Origin of the sequence: Streptomyces sp. NPDC093598, assembly GCF_044764825.1 — a bacterium.
Classification (GTDB): domain Bacteria; phylum Actinomycetota; class Actinomycetes; order Streptomycetales; family Streptomycetaceae; genus Streptomyces.
The window spans coordinates 595,691-614,708 of record NZ_JBIWIV010000001.1; the positions used below are offsets into that span (position 1 = coordinate 595,691).

The 19,018-nt window shown below is 72.1% G+C and carries 18 protein-coding genes, 1 other RNA gene and 2 pseudogenes; 8 read left to right on the top strand and 13 right to left on the bottom strand.

Annotated elements, in window-relative coordinates:
- The first annotated feature begins 103 nt into the window (after nucleotides 1–103).
- The gene (locus ACIRDU_RS02735; protein ID WP_403573439.1) at nucleotides 104–1,453 is read left to right on the top strand and encodes a S28 family serine protease; all 1,350 of its coding nucleotides are present in this window, start codon (nucleotides 104–106) and stop codon (nucleotides 1,451–1,453) included.
- Here the strand turns inward: ACIRDU_RS02735 and ACIRDU_RS02740 are convergent.
- The 3 genes from ACIRDU_RS02740 to ACIRDU_RS02750 form a co-directional block, all read right to left on the bottom strand.
- Nucleotides 1,450–2,433 (bottom strand): small ribosomal subunit Rsm22 family protein, encoded by a 984-nt coding sequence (locus tag ACIRDU_RS02740; RefSeq protein WP_403573442.1) that lies wholly within the window; start codon nucleotides 2,431–2,433, stop codon nucleotides 1,450–1,452. The genes ACIRDU_RS02735 and ACIRDU_RS02740 overlap by 4 nt on opposite strands.
- A 353-nt stretch (nucleotides 2,434–2,786) precedes the next feature.
- Nucleotides 2,787–3,965, bottom strand: a complete 1,179-nt coding sequence (locus ACIRDU_RS02745; protein ID WP_403573444.1) for a serine hydrolase domain-containing protein — start codon at nucleotides 3,963–3,965, stop codon at nucleotides 2,787–2,789.
- Entirely contained in the window at nucleotides 3,908–5,215 is a 1,308-nt protein-coding gene (locus tag ACIRDU_RS02750) for a multidrug effflux MFS transporter (protein ID WP_403573447.1), read from the bottom strand. Before ACIRDU_RS02750 ends, ACIRDU_RS02745 begins: the two co-directional genes overlap by 58 nt.
- A gap of 110 nt (nucleotides 5,216–5,325) precedes the next feature.
- Between ACIRDU_RS02750 and ACIRDU_RS02755 the strand changes: the two genes are divergently transcribed.
- Together ACIRDU_RS02755 and ACIRDU_RS02760 are read left to right on the top strand one after the other, a co-directional pair.
- The gene (locus ACIRDU_RS02755; RefSeq protein WP_403573449.1) at nucleotides 5,326–6,360 is read left to right on the top strand and encodes a Gfo/Idh/MocA family protein; all 1,035 of its coding nucleotides are present in this window, start codon (nucleotides 5,326–5,328) and stop codon (nucleotides 6,358–6,360) included.
- A gap of 48 nt (nucleotides 6,361–6,408) precedes the next feature.
- Nucleotides 6,409–7,167, top strand: coding sequence for an SDR family oxidoreductase (locus ACIRDU_RS02760; protein WP_403573451.1), 759 nt, complete (start codon nucleotides 6,409–6,411; stop codon nucleotides 7,165–7,167).
- Between the two features lie 276 nt (nucleotides 7,168–7,443).
- Here ACIRDU_RS02760 and ACIRDU_RS02765 read toward each other — a convergent pair whose 3' ends face one another.
- The 3 genes from ACIRDU_RS02765 to ACIRDU_RS02775 form a co-directional block, all read right to left on the bottom strand.
- Nucleotides 7,444–8,586, bottom strand: coding sequence for a D-alanyl-D-alanine carboxypeptidase family protein (locus ACIRDU_RS02765; protein WP_403573454.1), 1,143 nt, complete (start codon nucleotides 8,584–8,586; stop codon nucleotides 7,444–7,446).
- A gap of 74 nt (nucleotides 8,587–8,660) precedes the next feature.
- Entirely contained in the window at nucleotides 8,661–9,647 is a 987-nt protein-coding gene (locus ACIRDU_RS02770; protein WP_403573457.1) for an aldo/keto reductase, read from the bottom strand.
- Between the two features lie 58 nt (nucleotides 9,648–9,705).
- Nucleotides 9,706–10,032: a nuclear transport factor 2 family protein gene (locus ACIRDU_RS02775; RefSeq protein WP_403573460.1), complete on the bottom strand. Its 327-nt coding sequence runs from the start codon at nucleotides 10,030–10,032 to the stop codon at nucleotides 9,706–9,708.
- Nucleotides 10,033–10,189: 157 nt separating this feature from the next.
- Here ACIRDU_RS02775 and ACIRDU_RS02780 point away from each other — a divergent pair, with 157 nt between their 5' ends.
- The 3 genes and pseudogenes from ACIRDU_RS02780 (at nucleotide 10,190) to ACIRDU_RS02790 (ending at nucleotide 11,704) form a co-directional block, all read left to right on the top strand.
- A complete protein-coding gene (locus ACIRDU_RS02780) occupies nucleotides 10,190–10,747 on the top strand; it encodes a DoxX family protein (protein ID WP_403573463.1) in 558 nt (185 codons plus the stop codon).
- 56 nt (nucleotides 10,748–10,803) lie between these two features.
- A pseudogene (locus ACIRDU_RS02785) lies at nucleotides 10,804–11,130 on the top strand (MazG-like family protein); the annotation flags it as partial.
- 190 nt (nucleotides 11,131–11,320) lie between these two features.
- Nucleotides 11,321–11,704: a peptidase inhibitor family I36 protein gene (locus ACIRDU_RS02790; RefSeq protein ID WP_403573465.1), complete on the top strand. Its 384-nt coding sequence runs from the start codon at nucleotides 11,321–11,323 to the stop codon at nucleotides 11,702–11,704.
- A 64-nt stretch (nucleotides 11,705–11,768) separates the two neighbouring features.
- On the opposite strand, the gene ACIRDU_RS02795 is transcribed toward ACIRDU_RS02790, so the two are convergent.
- The 7 genes and pseudogenes from ACIRDU_RS02795 to ACIRDU_RS02825 form a co-directional block, all read right to left on the bottom strand.
- Complete coding sequence (locus ACIRDU_RS02795; protein ID WP_403573468.1) at nucleotides 11,769–12,848, bottom strand: peptidoglycan-binding protein; 1,080 nt, start codon at nucleotides 12,846–12,848, stop codon at nucleotides 11,769–11,771.
- A 100-nt stretch (nucleotides 12,849–12,948) separates the two neighbouring features.
- A complete protein-coding gene (locus ACIRDU_RS02800; RefSeq protein WP_403573471.1) occupies nucleotides 12,949–13,932 on the bottom strand; it encodes a helix-turn-helix domain-containing protein in 984 nt (327 codons plus the stop codon).
- Between the two features lie 104 nt (nucleotides 13,933–14,036).
- Nucleotides 14,037–14,483: a peptidoglycan-binding domain-containing protein gene (locus tag ACIRDU_RS02805; protein WP_403573473.1), complete on the bottom strand. Its 447-nt coding sequence runs from the start codon at nucleotides 14,481–14,483 to the stop codon at nucleotides 14,037–14,039.
- Nucleotides 14,484–14,771: 288 nt separating this feature from the next.
- An RNA gene (rnpB, locus tag ACIRDU_RS02810) (RNase P RNA component class A) lies at nucleotides 14,772–15,177 on the bottom strand.
- Between the two features lie 115 nt (nucleotides 15,178–15,292).
- A pseudogene (locus ACIRDU_RS02815) lies at nucleotides 15,293–16,072 on the bottom strand (DMT family transporter); the annotation flags it as partial.
- 19 nt (nucleotides 16,073–16,091) lie between these two features.
- The gene (locus ACIRDU_RS02820; RefSeq protein WP_403573476.1) at nucleotides 16,092–16,931 is read right to left on the bottom strand and encodes an AraC family ligand binding domain-containing protein; all 840 of its coding nucleotides are present in this window, start codon (nucleotides 16,929–16,931) and stop codon (nucleotides 16,092–16,094) included.
- 24 nt (nucleotides 16,932–16,955) lie between these two features.
- The gene (locus ACIRDU_RS02825; protein ID WP_403573479.1) at nucleotides 16,956–17,522 is read right to left on the bottom strand and encodes a Uma2 family endonuclease; all 567 of its coding nucleotides are present in this window, start codon (nucleotides 17,520–17,522) and stop codon (nucleotides 16,956–16,958) included.
- Between the two features lie 132 nt (nucleotides 17,523–17,654).
- Here ACIRDU_RS02825 and ACIRDU_RS02830 point away from each other — a divergent pair, with 132 nt between their 5' ends.
- Nucleotides 17,655–18,410 (top strand): MerR family transcriptional regulator, encoded by a 756-nt coding sequence (locus tag ACIRDU_RS02830; RefSeq protein WP_403573482.1) that lies wholly within the window; start codon nucleotides 17,655–17,657, stop codon nucleotides 18,408–18,410.
- A complete protein-coding gene (locus ACIRDU_RS02835) occupies nucleotides 18,407–18,985 on the top strand; it encodes a hypothetical protein (RefSeq protein ID WP_403573484.1) in 579 nt (192 codons plus the stop codon). The genes ACIRDU_RS02830 and ACIRDU_RS02835 overlap by 4 nt, the downstream gene beginning before the upstream one ends.
- Nucleotides 18,986–19,018 lie beyond the last annotated feature (33 nt).

Consider the following 19,018-nt stretch of genomic DNA (forward strand, 5'->3'; position numbering starts at 1 on the left):
CCGCGCGCGGGATCCTCCCGGGCCGTCCGGCGGATGTACTGAGGCGGTCGCGCCCCGCGACCGGCGGACACCCGCCCCACGGACACCCGGGAGGACTCGGCTCATGACCGTATGGACCAGACGACGGCTGCTCACCTCGGCGGCCACGGCCGTCTCGGCGGCGGGCCTCGCCACGGCGGCGGCCCCACCCGCGCGGGCGGCGGGCGCGACGGCCCGCCCCGGGGACGCCGACGTGGCCGACGCCTTACGGGCCCTGCCGGGCCTGCGCCTGATCGAGGAGCGGCAGGACGCCGAGCCGGGTTACCGGCACTTCGTCCTGGGCCTGCGCCAGCCGGTCGACCACAACGACCCCGCCGCCGGCGCCTTCGAACAGCGCCTCACCCTGCTCCACACCGCCGCAGACCGCCCCACCGTGCTGTTCAGCACGGGCTACCAGGCTGTCCTCATCCCACGGCGTACCGAACCGGCGGTCCTGCTCGGAGCCAATCAACTCCAGGTCGAACACCGCTACTTCGGCGTCTCACGCCCCGCGGCCCCCGGCTACACCCACCTGACCATCCGGCAGGCGGCCGACGACCACCACCGCGTCGTCCGGCTCTTCCGCCGGCTCTACCCCGGCGCGTGGATCTCCACCGGCGGCAGCAAGGGCGGGATGACGAGCGTCTACCACCGCCGTTTCCATCCCCACGACGTGGTGGGCACGGTCGTCCACTCGGCCCCGAACAACGTCGACGACCGCGACGACTCCGCGTATCTCCGCTTTCTGGAAACGGTCGGCACCGCCGCCGGCCGGGAGGCCCTCAAGGCGGCACAGCGGGCGATCCTGCTGCGCCGGGCCGACCTGGTCGCCCGCTACGAGGCCTGGGCGGCCGCCACCGGCGACACCTTCCGGCTCGTCGGCAGCGCCGACAAGGCCCTCGAAATCGCCGTCCTGCGCGCGCCGTTCATGTTCTGGCAGCGCGGCACACCGGCCGATGTCGCCGCCGTCCCCGGTCCCGGGGCGACAGCCGACGAGCTGTACACCTGGCTGGACGGCACGGCAGGTCTGGCCCTGTACGCCGACACGACCGCCCGGAACTACATCCCGTACTGGTACCAGATCGGCACCCAACTGGGGTACGGCAGGTTCCCCACCGCCCACTTGGCGGACCTGCTGCGCCACCCCGGCGCCGCAGAGCCGCGCAGTTTCGTCCCCCGGGACATCCCCCTGCGCTTCGACCAGGACGCCATGCCGGACATCGACCGCTGGGTCCGGCGGCGCGGCAGCCGGCTGCTGTTCGTCAACGGCACCCAGGACCCGGCCGTGGCCGAGCACTTCCATCCCGGCGGTCCGGACTCACGGATGCTGTGGGTGCCGGGCGGGAATCACGGCGCCGACCTCGCGGACCTGTCCCCGGCCGACCGGAAGTGGGCGGAGGACGCCCTGGTCCGCTGGGCGGGTTCTGCCGGCTAGGAGGGCGGCCAGGCGTCTCCCCAGTCGGCGTCCCGTGCCGCCTTGTACAGGTCGCCGTGGCGCTTGGTGACGGTGCCGCGGCGCAGGGACGGTTCGCTCTCGCACAGGTCGAGGAGGACCTGGCCCTTGCGGATCTGGGGGCGCCGGACGACCCGGGAGGGGGCCGGCTCGACGGGGAAGCGGGCGGCGGCGACGTAGGCGAACTTCTCGTCCTCGTAGGCGAGGGAGCCGCCCTTGACCTGGCGGTGCAGGGAGGAGCGGCTGACCCGGGCGGAGAAGTGGCACCAGTCCGTGCCGGGGACGATGGGGCAGGCGGCGCTGTGCGGGCAGGGAGCGGCGATGCGGAAGCCGGCGGTGATCAGCCGGTCGCGGGCCTCGATGAGGCGGGCGTAGCCGTCGGGGGTGCCGGGCTCGACGATCACGACGGCCCGGGCGGCGGCCGCGGCGGCGTCGACGAGGGCGGCGCGGTCGGGGGCGGTCAGCTCGTTGAGGACGTAGGAGACGGTGACGAGATCCGTGCTCTCGAGGGTGAGCGCCGCTCCGATCCGGGAGCGCTGCCAGCGTACGTCCCGCAGCTCCGGGTTGGCCGCGGCGATCTCGCGCCCAAGGGCGAGCGCGGGCTCGGCCCAGTCGAGCACCGTGACGGGCCGCCCCCCGCCCCAGACCGCACTGACGGCCCAGGCCGCGGCGCCCGTGCCCCCGCCGAGGTCGGTGTGCCCGCCGGGCACCCACTCCGGCGCGGCGTCCGCGAACGCCTCCAGCGCGGAGCGCACCGCCTCGAAGGTCGCGGGCATCCGGTAGGCGGCGTAGGCGGCGACGTCGGCCCGGTCCCGGAGGATGGGGGCGTCGGTCGGGGTGGTCCCCCGGTAGCTGGCGATCAGCCTCTCGACGGCCTGCGAGGCCTGCCGGGGCGGCAGCCCGTCGAGCAGACCGGCGAGAGCGGCACGGAGGTTTTCGGCCGGGGGTGCGGGGGCGTTCACCCGGCGATTCTACGAGGCGGGCCGGGTCGGGCGCGGCGCTCACCCAAGGCGGTCCCCGCCCGGGCTTCCGACCACCGTCCGACGGCGCCGCCGCCGTCCGCCTCCACCCCGGCTCCGGGCCCGGGCTCGGCCCGGCTCGGCTCGGCGGCCAGACCATGACCGCCGTGACTGCCCTGACCACTCGGACCACGGCGCGACGGGCCGGGAACCGGCCGGGCTCCCGCGGGCCGCCCGTGCCGGTCACCGCGGGACGACGCGGCGGCCCCCACGGAGTCCGCGTCCGCCGCCGAGGCCGTGAGGTGACGACACCACTGCCCGACCGGGCGCCCCCGGCTCACCCCTCACCGGAAGGGTCACCGCACCGCCCGGGCCACCCGTGACGCCGCTGCCGCTCTCGGCGCGCTGTCCGGGCGGCGGCGGCGCGGGTGGACCGCGTTGGTGAGGAGGATAAGGAACGTGTCCGTGGCCGGGTCGAGGACGAGGGACGTGCCCGTGAAGCCCGTGTGGCCCGCCGCGCCGCTGCCCGCCAGGTCGCCCATGAACCACGGCTGGTCGAGGGAGAAGCCGAGGCCCGGCGGGGTGAAGAGCAGCTCGACGAAGTCGGGGCCGAGGATGCGGGCGGGGCCGTAGGAGCCGCCGGCGAGGAGGGTGCGGCAGAACACCGCGAGGTCCCGGCCGGTGGAGAACAGACCGGCGTGGCCGGCCACTCCCCCGAGCGCCCAGGCGTTCTCGTCGTGGACCTCGCCGCGCAGCATCCCCCGGTCCGCCTTGGCCCACGGCCGCCGCTGGTCCTCCGTCGCCGCGGCGCCCGGGCACGGCCCGAAGTCCGTCGCCGTCATGCCCAGCGGCCGCGTGATGCCGTCGTGGACGAGGACGTCGAGGGTGCGGCCGGTGACGCGCTCCAGGACGTATTGGAGGAGGAGCATGTTCAGGTCGGAGTAGCCGTACGTGCCCGGCACCCCGACCGGCTGCTCCGCCCGGAGCGCCGCCAGCCGCTGCGCGTCGTCGGCGCAGTCGTACAGCGGGAGTTCGGGCCGCAGCCCGGAGGTGTGGGTGAGCAGCTGCCGTACGGTGATGCCGTGCCGGGCGGCCGCCGTGAAGTCGGGCAGGTACGCCCCGACCTTCGCGTCGATGCCGAGCGTGCCGCGCTCGATCTGCTGCACGGCGGCCACGGACGTGAACAGTTTCGTGAGGGACGCCAGGTCGAAGGGCGTGCCGACGGTCATCGGAACCCGGTCCTCGGGCGGCAGTTCCACCCCGGCGTCGGCGTCGGGGTCGTAGGCCGCGTAGCGCACGGCCCAGCCCGCCGCCTCCTCGACCGCGACCACCGGGCCGCGCCCGACGACCAGGACGGCTCCGGGCGCCCAGGGGCGCTGCCCGGTGGTGAGGACGTGTACCTCCCGCACGAGGTGACGCAGCTCCGCGGGGTCGAGTCCGGCCCGCTCCGGCGTGCCGTCGCGCAGTCTGGGTGCGCTCAGCTGACTGCCCCCTCCGTGCTCGGACGGCTGCTCTCCTTCTTCCAGGGTCGGCACATTCCCATGAAGCAGGCAAGTGCCACCAGTGCGGCGGCCAGTTGGACGACGGCCATCGGGAGGGCGGTGTCCTCCCCGGCGACCCCGACGAGCGGGGAGGCGATCGCGCCGATGAGGAAGGAGGACGTGCCGAGCAGGGCCGATGCGGACCCGGCGGCGTGCTTGGTGCGCATCAGCGCGAGGGCCTGGGTGTTGGGCAGGGTGATGCCCATCGCGGACATCAGCACGAACAGCGCGGCGGCGACGGGCACGAGGCCGACCTCGCCGAACACGCCCAGCGACATCAGCAGCAGCGCGGTCGCGGCGGTGATGACGATCGCGAGGCCGATGCCCAGGACCCGGTCGAGGCTGACCCTGCCGACGAGGATCTTGCCGTTGATCTGGCCGACGACGACCAGTCCGACGGAGTTGACGCCGAACAGCAGGCTGAACGTCTGCGGGGAGGCGCCGTAGATCTCCTGGATGACGAACGGGGAGGCCGAGATGTAGGCGAAGAGGGCGGCGAAGGCGAAGCCGCCGGTGAGCATGTAGCCGGTGAAGGAACGGTCGGCGAGCAGGGTGCGCATCGAGCGCAGGGCCTCGCCGACGCCGCCGCTGTGGCGCCGCGCGGGTTCGAGGGTCTCGGGCAGTTTCGCCCAGACCAGGGCGCCGATGAGAACGCCGATGACCGTGAGGACGGCGAACACGCCCCGCCAGTCCGTGACGCGCAGGACCTGCCCGCCGATGAGCGGCGCCACGATCGGGGCGACCCCGGAGATCAGCATGAGGGTGGAGAAGAAGCGGGCCATGGCCATGCCGTCGTAGAGGTCGCGGACGACGGCCCGGGCGATGACGATGGCGGCGGCGCCCGCGAGGCCCTGGGCCAGGCGGAAGGCCACCAGCAACTCGACGGTGGGGGCGAGGGCGCACGCGACGGTGGCGACGACGAAGACGGCGAGCCCGGCGAGCAGCGGGCGGCGGCGCCCCCACCGGTCGCTCATCGGCCCGACCACCAGCTGCCCGAGCGCCATGCCGGCCAGGCAGGCGGTGAGCGTGAGCTGCACGGTCGCGGCGGGCGCGTGGAGGGAACGGGTGACCTCCGGCAGGGACGGGAGGTACATGTCCATCGCCAGCGGGGGCACGGCGGTCAGGCTTCCGAGGAGGAAGGTGACCAGAAGCCCGGTGCGGCGGTGCGGTGTGCGGTCGGGCCGCTCCGTCCCGGCTGCGGCCTCCTGCGCGGTGTTCGATATGGACGCCCCACCCTCGGGCATGAGCCCCTCCCTCTGCGAGTCGATCGCCACCTATGCTCTCAGCTCGTGAGGACTGCTCGTACGACTGCTCGTACGAACTGCTCGGGGTCACGAGGTGGAGGCGGGGCGCAATGACGGCGGACACGGTGCGGTGGGGGATCCTGGCGACCGGCGGGATAGCGGGCTCGTTCACCGCGGGTCTGATCGACCTGCCGGACGCGGAGGTCGTGGCGGTGGCGTCACGGTCCGAGGCGTCGGCGAAGACGTTCGCGGAGCGGTTCGGGATCCCCCGGGCCTACGGCGACTGGAACGCGCTCGCGCAGGACGAGGACATCGATGTCGTCTACGTCGCCACCCCGCACACGGCGCACCGGACCGCCGCCGGGCTGTGTCTCGCGGCCGGGCGGCACGTGCTGTGCGAGAAGCCCTTCACGCTGAACGTGCGCGAGGCGGAGGAACTCGTCGCGCTGGCGCGGGAGCACGGACGCTTCCTGATGGAGGCGATGTGGATGTACTGCAACCCGCTGGTGCGGCGGCTGAAGGCGCTGGTCGACGACGGCGCGATCGGCGAGGTGCGCAGCGTGCAGGCCGACTTCGGGCTGGCCGGCCCCTTCCCGCCCTCGCACCGGCTGCGCAACCCGGAGCTGGGCGGCGGCGCGTTGCTCGATCTCGGGGTGTATCCGGTGTCGTTCGCGCAGTTGCTGCTCGGGGAGCCGTCGGACATCGCGGCGCGGGCGGTGCTCTCCGAAGAGGGCGTCGATCTCCAGACGGCGGCGGTGCTCTCCTTCGACAGCGGCGCGCTCGGCTCGGTGCACTGCTCCATCGTGGGCGGTACGGCGACCTCCGCCTCGGTCACCGGCTCCAAGGGCCGGATCGACATCCCGCACGGCTTCTTCTTCCCGGACCGTTTCGTCCTGCACCGGGACGGCCGTGACGCCGAGGAGTTCACGGCCGACCCGGCGGACGGGCCGCGCAACAGCATGCGTCACGAGGCGCTTGAGGTCATGCGGGCGCTGCGTGCCGGTGAGACCGAGTCCCCGCTGGTGCCGCTGGACGGCACGCTCGCCGTGATGCGGACGCTCGACGCGATCCGGGACCGCGTCGGCGTCCGCTACCCGGGCGAGACTCCTGACGAGGACCTGACGGCGGAGCTCGCGCCGGCCTGAGCCCTGATCCGCAGGGGCATGGGAGTGGCTCCCGTACGCTGCGGGCCCATGAATGCCAAGGACAATGCGATCGCGGTGGTGACCGGGGCGGGTTCCGGCATCGGCCGGGCGGTCGCCGTGGAACTGCTGCGTACGGGCTGGTCGGTGGCGCTGGCGGGCCGGCGCGTCGAGACGCTGGAGGAGACGGCGGCCCTGGCACCCGGGGCCGCGTCTTACGCGGTACGGACGGACGTCTCACGCCCCGAGGACGTGAGCGCCCTCTTCGCCGCCACCGTGGAGCGCTTCGGGAGGGTCGACCTGCTGTTCAACAACGCGGGCACGTTCGGCCCCGGTGGCGTGCCGGTCGAGGAGCTGCCCTACGAGGCCTGGCGGCACGTGGTGGACACCAACCTCAACGGGGCGTTCCTGTGCGCGCAGGCGGCGTTCCGGCAGATGAAGGACCAGGACCCGCAGGGCGGCAGGATCATCAACAACGGCTCGATCTCGGCGCACACGCCCCGCCCGCGCTCGGTGGCCTACACGGCGACCAAGCACGCGCTGACCGGCCTGACGAAGTCGCTGTCGCTGGACGGGCGTCCGTACCGGATCGCGGTGGGGCAGATCGACATCGGCAACGCGGCCACGGACATGACCTCCCGCATGCAGACGGGAGCGCTCCAGGCAAACGGGGAAGTCGCCCCGGAACCGGTGATGGACGTCGCGGACGTGGCCCGCACGGTGCGGCACATGGCGGAGCTGCCGCTGGAGGCGAACGTGCAGTTCGCGACCGTACTGGCGACGGCGATGCCGTACGTCGGACGCGGCTGAGCACGCCGCGCAGTTCGTCAACTCGTCAACTTGCACAACCGGAATAGGAACGTCCGCACCATTGCGGCCGCTAGGCAGCCTATGCTCAAATCTCCTACACGAAAGCTTCACAGTTGGAGCAGAGCGCTTCCGTCGGCCACATCCAGGGGGGAGGCGGCAGTCGTTCCACCGCACCGGGTGGGGGTGGACTTCGCGAGGGACCGCGGAGTACGCACCGGTGCGCGTGGAACGACTGCCGCACACGTCAAGGGCCGGACGGCGTGCGGCCGGTGGACGTCACTCACGGTGCCGTCCCCTCGCCCGCTTGGGCGCCCCGCGCCGGCGCAGCACCCAGGCCCCGCCCGCCAGCAGCGCGACCGCCGTGCCGGCGCCTTCCACCAGCCGCCCCGCCGAAGGCCCGCCCGCGACCGTACCGGTGGCGGCGGATCCGCTCGTGGGTGACGGCTTCGCTCCGTGCCGCAGGCCCACCGGCTCGACCAGCGTGCCCACCGCCCGGGCCGACGCCCCGTGCCCGAAGCCCCAGTCGAGCAGGGCGGCCGCCTCCTCGTACACGGCGTCGGCACGGTTGCCGGGGTGCATGACGGTGACGAGCAGGGTGCGCCCGGCGCGCGTGGCGGCACCGGTGAAGGTGTTGCCGGCGTCGCTGGTGTAGCCGTTCTTCACACCGACCAGCCCCGGATACGCCCGCAGCCCCCACGCCCCGCTCAGCAGCCGGTCGGTGTTCTGGATCTGGAACGTCTTCCCGCCCCCGGCCGGGAAGTCCGCCGTCCTCGTCCGGCAGTAGGCACGGAAGCCGGGGTCACGCAGCCCGTGCCGGGCGAACAGGGTCAGGTCGTACGCCGAGGACAGCTGCCCCGGGTGGTCGAAACCGTCCGGGCTGACCACGTGCGTGTCCAGAGCCCGCAGTTCCCGCGCCTTGGCCTGCATCTCGGCGACCGTCTTGGCCACACCGCCGTTCATGTGGGCGAGGACATGCACGGCGTCGTTCCCCGAGCGCAGGAAAACGCCCTGCCAGAGCTGGTCGACGGTGTACGTGGTCCCGGCCCGGATGCCGACGAGGCTGGAGCCCGCCGGGATGCCGGCGAGGTCGGCGGCGGTGACGGTGTGCCGGCCGCTGCGCGGGAACCGGTCGAGCACCGTGTCGGCGAACAGCATCTTCAGCGTGGACGCGGGCGGCAGCCGCCGGTGCGCACGGTAGGCGGCCAGCACCTCGCCACTGTCCTGATCGGCGACGAGCCAGGAACGGGCGGTGAGCCGCCGGGGCAGTCCGGTGGTACGGCCCACCTGCACGGTGTCGCGGGCGAGGCGGTCACCGCCGAGCACCGGGCCCGTGGCGGGGGCCGGTGCGGCGGCGGCAACCGGGGCGGTCGCGGCGAGGGCGAGCAGGGCACGTCTGGACAGCCGGGCTGAGTCACGCATCCTGCGACGTTACGAAGCGGGCGGCCGTCGCCGTGCCCGGGACGTACAAAGACTGGCCCAAGGTCCCGCAAGGATCACCGCCCGAGCAGCCGGTCGACCTCTGCCAGCTGCGCGCCGGTCAGGGCCCCCTTCTCCAGCGCCCCCGCGTTCTCCTCCGCCTGGGCGACCGACCGGAAGCCGGGAATGGGAACCGTGCGCGGACTGCGCGCCCACAGCCAGGCCAGGGCGCCCTGGGCGAGCGTACGGCCCTCACTGGTGAGGACTTCCCTGAGGGCGTCGACGCGGGCCAGCCACTCCGGATCGGCGCCGGACCCGTCACCGAAGCCCTGCAACCAGGCCGGGGGCCTGCTGCGGATGTCCCCGGCCTCCAACGGCTGCCGGTCCCGGCGCTTCCCGGTGAGCAGCCCCATGGCGAGCGGACTGCGGTTGATGCTCGCGAGACCCGCCTCCTCACACAACCGGAGCATCGCGGGCGCGTCCTGGAGGACGTTGAGAGCGTGCTGGACGGCGGCGCAGTGCGGCCCCTCGGCGAACACGGCGGCGCGTGCGGGGTCGTCGGTGCTCCACGCGTAGGCCCGTATCAGCCCCTCGCGGACCAGTTCCTCGCACGTCTCCCGCAGCAGGGCGGCCCGCTCGGGATCGGCGTCGGAGAGATGGAACTGGTAGAGGTCGACGTAGTCGGTGCCGAGCCGGCGCAGGGACGCGGTCAGGGCGCGGCGCAGATGGGCCGGAGAGTCGTCGCTGCCGATGAGGGTCCTGGTGCCCTCGTCGAACACGTTGCCCCACTTGGTGGCGACGACGGCATCGGCCCGCCGCTTGCCGAGGGCCCGGCCCAGCACGCGTTCGCTGTGCCCGGCGCCGTAGGTGTCGGCGGTGTCGAAGAAGGTGACGCCCAGGTCGAGGGCGCGCCGCACCGCCCGCACGGACTCCTCGTCGTCGACTGTGCCCCATCCCAGCGGCTGCCCGTCGGCGGCCTGCCACTCTCCGCCGATCGCCCAGCAGCCGAAGCCGAGTGCGCTCACCTCGATGCCGCTGCGTCCCAGCGGCCGTGTCGTCTCCATACCGGGAGAGGCTAGAAGTTGGAGCGCACACGAGGACAAGCACCCAGGGGGACGGATTTCAGGCTTGCCCGGTCTCGAAGCGCGTGATCCTGCCGTCCTCGTCCACGATGAAGCTCCACCGGGTACGCATCTCGCCCCAGGTGTCGTTGCTGTAGCGGGCGATGAGGGAACGGCCGCCGTTGGACTCGTTGTCGACCTCCATGTGGCCGTGGGAGGAGAAGATCTCCCGGTCCACCCAGTCGGCGAGGTCCCGGTCGGAGCCGTCGTCCGCCATGGTCGCGCCCGGCGCGAGGAGCGCCATGAAGCTCTCGCGGTCGTGGTTGTTCACGGCGGCCACGAAGGCCCGGACGGCCGGATCGCTGAGGCGCGTGATCTGAATCGTCATACGAGCCAGCCTCGTACCCGCCGCCGCCCGACGCCACCCGTGCCACCCGAACGGCGTCCCCCGGAGGTCCGCCGGGTGTCGCGGGGCGTCGGCGATGCGACGGTGGAAACGCGACGAGGAGTCCCCCCTTTTTCTGCTGCCTGCTCCGGGAGAAGACGTGAGGCGTAACGACCGACGTGATCTGGGCCTGCTGCTGCTCCGGCTGGGGGCGGGCGGTGTGCTGGCCGCCCACGGCACGCAGAAGCTGTTCGGCTGGTTCGGCGGCCACGGCATCGAGGGCACAGGCCAGTTCATGGAATCCGTCGGCTACGCCCCCGGCAAGGCGAGCGCGACGGCGGCGGGCCTCGCGGAGACCGGCGGCGGCACGCTGCTGGCCCTGGGCCTGGCCACCCCGGCCGCGGGCGCGGCGGCGGCCGGCGCGATGGCCGGCGCGGCGGCGGTGCACGCCCCGAACGGCTTCTTCAACCAGAGCGGCGGCTACGAGTACGCGGCGACGCTGGGCCTGACCGCCGCCGGCCTGGCCGTCACGGGCCCGGGCCGCCTCTCCCTGGACCACCTGCTCGGCCACGCGGTGAACCGCGGCTGGATGATCCCGGCGGCCTTCGCGGCGACGGCGGCGGGCACGGCGGTGGTGGTGGGGGGCCGGGCGAGGCGGCTGCGGAAGGTGAAGGAGGGGGAGCAGGAGGCGCTGTTCGAGGAGGAGTACATGGAGTAGGGGCGGGCCGGGGTCCGGGCCGGGGCGTTGTCAGACCCTCGTGCCAGGCTGCGTCCATGAGCGACCAGACACCGCCCGGACCCGACCTGTGGGCCACCGTCGACGCGTTGACGCAGTGGCTCGCCACCAACCGCCCCGTCGAGGGCCGCGAGGGCGTCCTCCTGCGCATCCTGAAACTGTCCGAGGAGGTCGGCGAGGTCTCCGAGGCGGTGATCGGGGCGACGGGGCAGAACCCGCGCAAGGGGGTCACGCACACGTGGGACGACGTGCAGGCGGAGCTGTGCGATGTCGTCATCACGGCGCTGGTGGCGTTGCGGACGCTGACGCCGGAGGCTCGGGAGGTGTTCGGGGGGCATGTGGAGCGGGTGCGGGAACGGTCGCTGCGGCGGCCTTCTCCCTCCCCCGCGGCATCCCGCCTCGCCGAGGAAGAGCAGGCCGGCAAGGGTGGGACATCCCCGTCTCCCACAGCAGTCACCAGCGATTGATCCTCCGTGTGCCGGCGTGAGAGACCTCTTCGTGGCTCGGCGCGCAAGGACGTGAGCGCTGAGTTCCGAACCGACGAAGGGGGAACGGATGAACGGGTTCAAGGGCGTGCGTGCAAAGGCGGGGGTCGTCTCGGGCACCGTACTGCTGGCGGGTCTGGGACTCGGCGCGACAAGTGGTACCGCGGCGGCCGCATCGGGGGACTGCCCCAAGGGCTGGCTCTGCGTCTGGGCCGGCGAGAACTACACCGGCCGGATGCAGAAGGTCGAGTACGACAACGCGGACCTGTCCATGCACACGGTCTTCGCCAACGGCTTCCGGTCGGTCTTCAACAACGGCAACAGCTGCGACGTGCAGCTGTACGGCGGCAAGAACTACACCACGTACCTCGGCAAACTCGAACGTGGCCAGAAGGGCAGCTCCGACGAGCAGACGCTGAAGGCTCTCTCCAACAAGTGGGTCAACTGCCGCTGAGCGGCACACGATCCGCTACTGGAACCGGCCCACCGACCGGCGGCGTCGCGACGGCCTGAGCCGATCAGGGAGCGACGCCGCCCTCGTCCGGTGGAGGGTCCTCGGCGGCCGCGGCGCAGTGCGGCCAGTCGGAGAAGTCCTCGTCCTGAGCCCACAGGCGGTGCGCCGCCCGGATGTTCCAGTCCGGGTCCATGGCCTTCTCCGGAGTGCCCCGCAGATCGCGCAGCCGAGCGTCGGAGATCTGGAAGACGCCCCAGTTCCGGGTGCCGTTGGTGTTGGGGGTGATGTAGAGCGGGTCAAGGAACGACTGGCACCGAGCGATCCGGACGGCCGTGTCCGCCTTGTCCCCGAAGACCTCGTGGATACGGTCCGCCACGCGCTTCTTGCTCCAGGTCTTCAACGACACGTCCTCGTCGTACAGCGCCCGCTTGGTGTCGTCGTCGACGATGCCGTCCACGTTCAGGCCGACCCGCAGCTGGAACGCCTCGACCCGGCGCAGGGTCTCGGGTCCGAAGATGCCGTCGATCCCTATGGTCACCCCGGTTCTGGCCAGCAGTCGCTGGACCTCCCGGACGCACTCGTCGCTCTGGCCGTCGCGTACCGGTTCCTGGCACTCACCGGTGAACAAAGGACGGTTGTCGGCCACAGTCCCGGACGGTTCGTCACCGCCGACCTGCGACAGCAGGACGGCAGCGAGTGCGGCGGCACCGAGCAGGGCGGCGACGGCCCACGGCCACCGGCGCGAGGCGTGGCCCTCCGCCGCCACGGTTTCCTCTTCCTTCTCAGCACCGGACGTTGTCGAGCTCGGCTCTTCGTCGCCTGCGGGTTCGCCTTCGGGCGCCGCCGGCCCGGAGGCTTGGGCGGCAACGGATTCCTGCGCCGGTGTGCGCGGCTCGCTCGCCAGCACCCACAGCCGGTGCAGCTCCGTCAGCTCCGCCCGGTCGGCGTGGGCCTGCCGAGCCAGCCGTCTGACCACTTCGAAGTCGGCGGGCACGGCCCTGCCCGAGCAGTACCGATGCAATGCGGACCGGCTGATGTCCAGCCGGGCGGCCAGCGTCTCGTAACTGTGCGGGGTACGCTCCTTGAGAGCGAGGAGCGCCCCGGCGAACTCCCTGACCCGGGCCTCAGCCCGATCGTCCTGCATCTTTCGGACCTCCGCAGCAGGATCCCCCGACGCACGCGGTGCGCATGCTACGGAGAACCGGGTATTCGGGCAGCGAACAGCCAGCCGGAACCAGGCACGTTCAGAACTGATCCACGGGCTCCACGGTGACGTTGCAGCGCGGCCAAGCACGGAAGTCCTCGTGCCGTGACCACAGCCGGTGGGCGGCCTGGATGTTCCACTCCGGATCCAGCGAGTCCACGGGGGTTGCGTCCAGTTCCCGCAGTTGGGACTCCGAGAGCTGGAAAACGCCCCACGTACGGGTGGAATCGGCCTGGGACGTCGTGGCGAGCGGCTCCAGCAGCGACTGGCACTCAGCCGTGCGCACGGCCTGCTCGGCATCCCTGTCGAAGACCTCGCGGATACGGTCGGCCACGCGCTTCTGGCTCCACGTCTTCAACGACACGTCCACGTCCTCGTCGTACAGCGCCTGCTTCGTCGCATGGTCGACGACACCGTTGTCGTGCAGTCCGGCCAGCGTCTGGAAGGCCACCACCAGGCTGCGGGTGTCCCCGATGAAACGCCCGGTGACGTCGAGGTTCCCGCCGGCTTCGACCAGCATGCGCTGCACCTCCCGGACGCATTCGCCCCTCTCCCCCATACCGATCGGCCCCTTGCAGGCCTCCGAGAGCAGCAGTCTCTCCTCACCCGACGCGCCCGCGGTCCCCCGTACGACCCCCAGCAGCCCGGCACCGACGACGACGGCGATCACCGCGCCGGCCAGGTTCCGGGCCCTCCACCGAGGCCACGCGGCCACGGTCCGCCGGGCGGCACGTCCGGGCTTCTCCGCCTCGGCCGACCGCGGTTCACTCCCCGGCGGTTCCGGTTCGGTCGCCTGTACCCACAGCCGGTGCAGTCCGACCAGTTCCCCCCGGTCTGCCCCGCACTGCTTGGCGAACCGCTCCACTGTCGCGAAGTCGGCCGGAACCGACTTGCCCGAGCAGTAGCGATGCAGCGCGGACCGGCTGGTTCCGGTCCGCGCTGCCAACGTCTCGAAACTGTGCGGTGTGCGTTCCTTCAACTCACGCAGTGCCGCTGCTAAGTCGGTCCCACCGCCGTGCCCCATCCCGGTCCTCCCCCGATGACCCGGTCCGCATGCTGACGGAGTGATGGTATCGGCCCTGGACGGGAGACGGAGGTTCAGTTGCGCCTCACCGCCTGAGGCGCTGCTCAGAGCCTGCCGCAGTACCAGAGGTTGCGGTTCTCGTACCAGCGCCACCTGAGATGCGTGCGCGACTGCTCGCCGTACTTGCCGTCCTTGCCGATCCTCTCCCGGCCCTGCGCGTACTCGAGCGCTTTCCTGGTGTCGTCGCCGAAGATCCCGTCGACGTCGAGGTCGCGCTCGTAGCACCAGTTCAGGTTCTTCTGCAGTGCCTCGACGGCGTCGCTGTCCGCCCCCTGGTTCATGTAGCAGTCGACATCACTGCCGTGGGCCGGGAGGTACGCCTTGTAGGAGCCGCCGGAAGCGGCAGGCCTCTTCTTCGTCACCTCGGCATTGCAGTAACCCGCATAGGCGGCGGCCGGTGTCGCGGTGGCCAGACCGATCCCGGCGCAGGACAGCAGAACGGTGGCGGCGGAGATCCCCGCCTTGGAGCGCAGTGCGCGGGTCTTCTTCATGTGGTTCTCCCCCATGGGTCGGTGGGTGTGCGTGTGCTGCGGGCTCAGCGCTCTTTCGAGGCGGTAAGCCGACGGGGTGGATCGTCGTCATGGGCCGCCAGGGGGCGTCAACCGGATTCGAGCGGCACAGGAGACAGGGATGTCCCACGCGGCCTGAGCTGCTGGTTCTACACGAGACGGGACGCACGGTGAGACGACTGCAAGCACACGACGAGACCCCGCACGCCGGTGCTGCGCGGGGTCCGGGTGTCTCAGAGGGTGTGCCAAGAAGCAAGTGTGCCGAAGCGGCAGACGAGCCGGGCTGTACGCCGGGTTCTGTTCCCGGAGTTCCTCGCGGAGCTCCGGGCGACGGCCATCCATCTAGGGCCGGCGTTGCCACCGGCCTCGTGCGGTCTACCCGCGGACTCGGGCGGGCAGCCCTCGATCGTCCGCGCAGGAGCACCGAGGTGCTCCCTCTTGACCTTGCTCCGGGTGGGGTTTACCTAGCTGCCCAGGTCACCCTGGGCACTGGTGGTCTCTTACACCACCGTTTCACCCTTACCGAGGACCGAGGTCCCCGGCGGTTTGCTTTCTGTGGCACTGTCCCGCGGGTCACCCCGGGTGGCCGTTAGCCACCACCCTGCCCTGTGGAGCCCGGACGTTCCTCGGGAAGCTCCCCGTCAGGGGGACTCCACGCGGCCGTCCGCCCGGCTCGTCTGCCGTGTCGACCATGGTACCCGGCGGACGTCCCGCTTCGGCGCCGCGGCCGTGGCCAGCACCGAGCCCGCCAGGATGAGGGTGAACGCGACGCCGATTCCGAGGGTCAGCTCCTCGTCCAGGAAGAGGGCGCCCGCGGCGACGGCGACCGCCGGGTTGACGTAGGTGATCACGCCGGCCCGGGTCGGGCCGACCTCCTTGATCAGCTCCAGGAAGGCCACGAACGCGATGGCGGTGCAGACGACGCCGAGCCCGGCGAGGGCGGCCAGGACCTCACCCGGGGGCATGGTGGCGGGCCGGGTCAGGAAGGCGGCGGGGGCGTAGACGACGGCGGCCAGCGTGAGGCAGGGGGTGATCAGCTGGAGGGTCGGGACGTCTTTGAGGTGCCGGGCGGCTATCAGCGGGGCGGTGGCGTAGCCGACGACCGTCACCAGCACCTCGGCCAGGGAGCGGGCGTCGCCGCCGGTGAGGTGCGGCAGGGTGAGGACGGTGACGCCCGCGAGGCCGAGGGCGAGACCAGCGATCCGGCGGGCTCCCACGTGTTCCTCGGCGCCGAAGAAGCGGGCCAGGAGGACGGCGACGATCGGCACGCCCGCGATGAGGAGCCCGGCGGTGGAGCTGGACAGATGGCGTTCGGCGTCGGTCAGGGTCCACCAGGGGCCGACGATCTCGATGACGGCGAAGGCCAGCATCGGCTTCCAGTGGGTCCGGACGGTACGGCCGAGGCCGCCTTGGCGCAGGGCGAAGGGGAGCAGGAGTGCGGCGCCGAGGGCGCAGCGCGCGAACACCACCATGGACGGGGACAGGTCGTCCACCGCCACCTTGATCATCAAGTAGGGGACGCCCCAGATGACTCCCATCAGGGAGAACAGGAACCAGCCGCGTGCAGTCATGTGCCGAGTTTCGGGCGTCTCAGCCTGCCGTGTCTTGAACGCTGTTGCGGTACGCCGCCGGGGTCACGCCCAGCACCCGGCGGAACCAGCGGGTGAGGTGGGCCTGGTCGGCGAAGCCGACGAGGCCGGCGACCTCGGCGGGGCGCAGTCCGGCTTCCAGGAGGCCGCGGGCCCTGGCCACCCGGTGCTGGGCGAGCCAGGCGTACGGCGGTACGCCCATCGTCGCGCGGAAGGCGCGCAGGAGCTGGTAGCGGGAGAGGCCCAGGTCGGTGGCGAGGGCGGCCAGGGACGGGGGGTCCAGCAGTTCGTCCGCGAGGCGGTCGCGTATGGCCCTGGCGATGTGGCCGGCGCCGGGCACGGTGTCGTCGGTGGCCCGGGCCGTGGAGTGGCGGCGGGCCAGGGCCGTGAGCAGCCAGGGCAGCCGGGACTCGGCCTCCAGCGGGTCGGGGCAGGCGCTGATGTCGGTGTGGGCGGCGCGGAGGGCTGCCGCCAGCTCCGGGTCGTGGAGGACGGGGTTCCTGAAGTGCGGGAGGCCGCCGAGGGTGCCGTCGGTGAGGAGGGCCGGTTCGGCGTAGAGGGCCTGGTAGGCGTAGCCGTCGCAGGCGGCCGGGCCGCCGGTGTGCATCTCGCCGGGCTCCAGGACGACGATCGAACCGGGGTAGGAGCGGATGTGCCCGCCCCGGTAGGCGATGACCTCCGAGCCGCCGACCGTGACGCCGATGGTGAATTCGTCGTGGGCGTGGGGTGCGTAGACGTGCTGGTCGAATCGGGCGGTGAGGAGGTCGAGGGGCGGGCCGGCCCGGCCCAGGCGTGCCCTGGTCCAGCGCGTCTGTTCTTGTATCCGATGCCGTGAGCTCACCTCGTACCCCCCGCCCACAGGGGATCAGAGGAAGTCGGTGGTGTCCAGGTCGAAGGCGAAGGGTTCCGGGAGAGTGAGCGGTCTGCCGAAGGCCGCGGTGAAGGAGCGGAGGTAGTCGCCCGTCTCGGGCTCGGTGAAGAGCGTTGTCGAGGAGACGTCGCGGTCGACGAGCAGGTAGAACGGAATGCCGCCGCGGGCGTAGCAACGGCGTTTGGCCACTCGGTCGATCTCCGGCCTGGTGGAGGTCACCTCCAGCACCATGGTGATGCCCTCGCAAGGTATCCAGGGTGGCGCGCCCTGGAAGAGCCGTGGGGCGCAAGCAACGATCGTGCCGTCGGGGACCACATGGTCCTGGGGGCGCCCGTCCGCGTTCCTCAGCCTCAGCCCCTTGTTCGCGGAGAACTGGACGTCGAAGTGGGAGCGCCGGTAGAGCTGACGCACGATCCTGCTGATGCAGTGCTCATGATGCCCGTCCGGCAGCGATGTGAGGACGAACTCGCCCTCGATCAGCTCCGCCCGGAAGCCCTCCGGAGTGTCCAGTTCGACGAACCAGTCCAGTAGCAGTTTCTGCGTGTGCGGGTCCAGCCCCATGGCGAGGATGCTCCTTCCCGCGGTCACCGACCAGACTGGGACATGGCGCGGATCATGTACGCGGGATCACGATCCGTTCCCCCGATCGTGCCCGCTTGACCCTGCCGCAACGTCAACGTCTTCACTGGTGGCATGCGGATCGGAGAACTCGCCGCGGTCGTCGGCGTCACCACGCGGGCCGTGCGGCACTACCACCATCTGGGGCTGTTGCCCGAGCCCGAGCGGCGGGCCAACGGGTATCGGGAGTACGGGTTGCGGCATGCCGTCGTGCTGGCGCGCATCCGGCGGCTGACCGAGCTGGGGCTGGGGCTCGCGGAGGTGCGGGACGTGCTCGCGGACGATGCCGGGAAGGACCTCGTCGAGGTGCTGACCGAGCTGGACGAGGATCTGGCGCGGCAGGAGGAGGCCGTGCGGGAGCGGCGGGCGCGGTTGCGGACCCTGCTGGACGCGGAGGGCGGGGTGCCGGCCGAGGGGCCGGTGTCGCCCGAGCTGGCCGCGCTGTTCGCCGGGACCGCTCATCTGTCCGACTCGCCCATGGCCGTGAAAGACCGCGAGATCATCGCGTTCCTGGAGACCGCCATGCCCGCCGAGGACCGGGAGCGGCTGGTGTCGTCGGTGGGTGAGGCGCTGGGGAGTCCTGGGGCCATGGCCCGGGCCGGTGAGGCGTACGCACTGCTCGACGCGCTCGCCGACGCCGAGCCCGATGACCCGCGCGTCGAGGAGGCTGCCGTGGCGCTCGCCGACTGCGTCCCGCCGGGGCTGTTCCCGGAGGCCGGGGAGCTCGACCAGGACGACAGCTTCCTGCGCGCGTTCTACGACGACCTCGCCCCGGCGCAGGCGGAGGCGGTCCGCCGTACGCTGCGGATCCTCGTCGTGGAGCGGCGATGAGGGTCGGGTGGCTGCTGGTCCGGCACGAGGTGCGATTGCTGGCGAGTCTTGCCCTGTGGGTGGCGCGGCGTACGCACGGGACGGGCGACGGCCGGGCCTTTGGGTATGCGGGCGGGCAGGGCGTGATGATGGCCGGGTTCGCGTTCGTGTGCCTGGTCGAGACGGTCGCGCTGTCCGTGCTGCTGCGGGACTGGCCGGCCGTGCACGCGGTGGTCCTCTTCCTGGACGTGTACACGATTGTGTTCGTCGTGGCGCTGCACGCCTCGTCGGTCGTACGCCCGCATGTGCTGGATGTGGGGCGCGGCTCGCTGCGGATACGGCGGTACGTCCATGTCGACCTGTGCGTGCCGCTGGAGCGGATCGCCTCCGTGCGGCGTGAGCTGCGGATGACGCACGAGCGGGCCGACGGTGAGCTGGACGTCGAGGTGGGGTCCCAGACCACCGTCACGATCGAACTGACGGAACCGGTCATCCACAGCACCTTCCTCGGCCGGCGCCGCGAGGTGCGGGTCGTCCGCTTCCACGCCGACGACGCCGACGGGCTCGTGCGCGCCCTCGGCCAGGCCCGCCTCTGAGCTCCCCGTACGCTGTCGGCGGAGTTCGATCGA

What these genes read in the sequence shown, in the direction of transcription:
- ACIRDU_RS02805 (WP_403573473.1), bottom strand. Translation starts at nt 14,483, where the DNA reads ATGAAGAAGACCCGCGCACTGCGCTCCAAGGCGGGGATCTCCGCCGCC.
- ACIRDU_RS02800 (WP_403573471.1), bottom strand. Translation starts at nt 13,932, where the DNA reads ATGGGGCACGGCGGTGGGACCGACTTAGCAGCGGCACTGCGTGAGTTG.
- ACIRDU_RS02790 (WP_403573465.1), top strand. Translation starts at nt 11,321, where the DNA reads ATGAACGGGTTCAAGGGCGTGCGTGCAAAGGCGGGGGTCGTCTCGGGC.
- ACIRDU_RS02750 (WP_403573447.1), bottom strand. Translation starts at nt 5,215, where the DNA reads ATGCCCGAGGGTGGGGCGTCCATATCGAACACCGCGCAGGAGGCCGCA.
- ACIRDU_RS02770 (WP_403573457.1), bottom strand. Translation starts at nt 9,647, where the DNA reads ATGGAGACGACACGGCCGCTGGGACGCAGCGGCATCGAGGTGAGCGCA.
- ACIRDU_RS02835 (WP_403573484.1), top strand. Translation starts at nt 18,407, where the DNA reads ATGAGGGTCGGGTGGCTGCTGGTCCGGCACGAGGTGCGATTGCTGGCG.
- ACIRDU_RS02775 (WP_403573460.1), bottom strand. Translation starts at nt 10,032, where the DNA reads ATGACGATTCAGATCACGCGCCTCAGCGATCCGGCCGTCCGGGCCTTC.
- ACIRDU_RS02735 (WP_403573439.1), top strand. Translation starts at nt 104, where the DNA reads ATGACCGTATGGACCAGACGACGGCTGCTCACCTCGGCGGCCACGGCC.
- ACIRDU_RS02755 (WP_403573449.1), top strand. Translation starts at nt 5,326, where the DNA reads ATGACGGCGGACACGGTGCGGTGGGGGATCCTGGCGACCGGCGGGATA.
- ACIRDU_RS02765 (WP_403573454.1), bottom strand. Translation starts at nt 8,586, where the DNA reads ATGCGTGACTCAGCCCGGCTGTCCAGACGTGCCCTGCTCGCCCTCGCC.
- ACIRDU_RS02830 (WP_403573482.1), top strand. Translation starts at nt 17,655, where the DNA reads ATGCGGATCGGAGAACTCGCCGCGGTCGTCGGCGTCACCACGCGGGCC.
- ACIRDU_RS02825 (WP_403573479.1), bottom strand. Translation starts at nt 17,522, where the DNA reads ATGGGGCTGGACCCGCACACGCAGAAACTGCTACTGGACTGGTTCGTC.
- ACIRDU_RS02795 (WP_403573468.1), bottom strand. Translation starts at nt 12,848, where the DNA reads ATGCAGGACGATCGGGCTGAGGCCCGGGTCAGGGAGTTCGCCGGGGCG.
- ACIRDU_RS02760 (WP_403573451.1), top strand. Translation starts at nt 6,409, where the DNA reads ATGAATGCCAAGGACAATGCGATCGCGGTGGTGACCGGGGCGGGTTCC.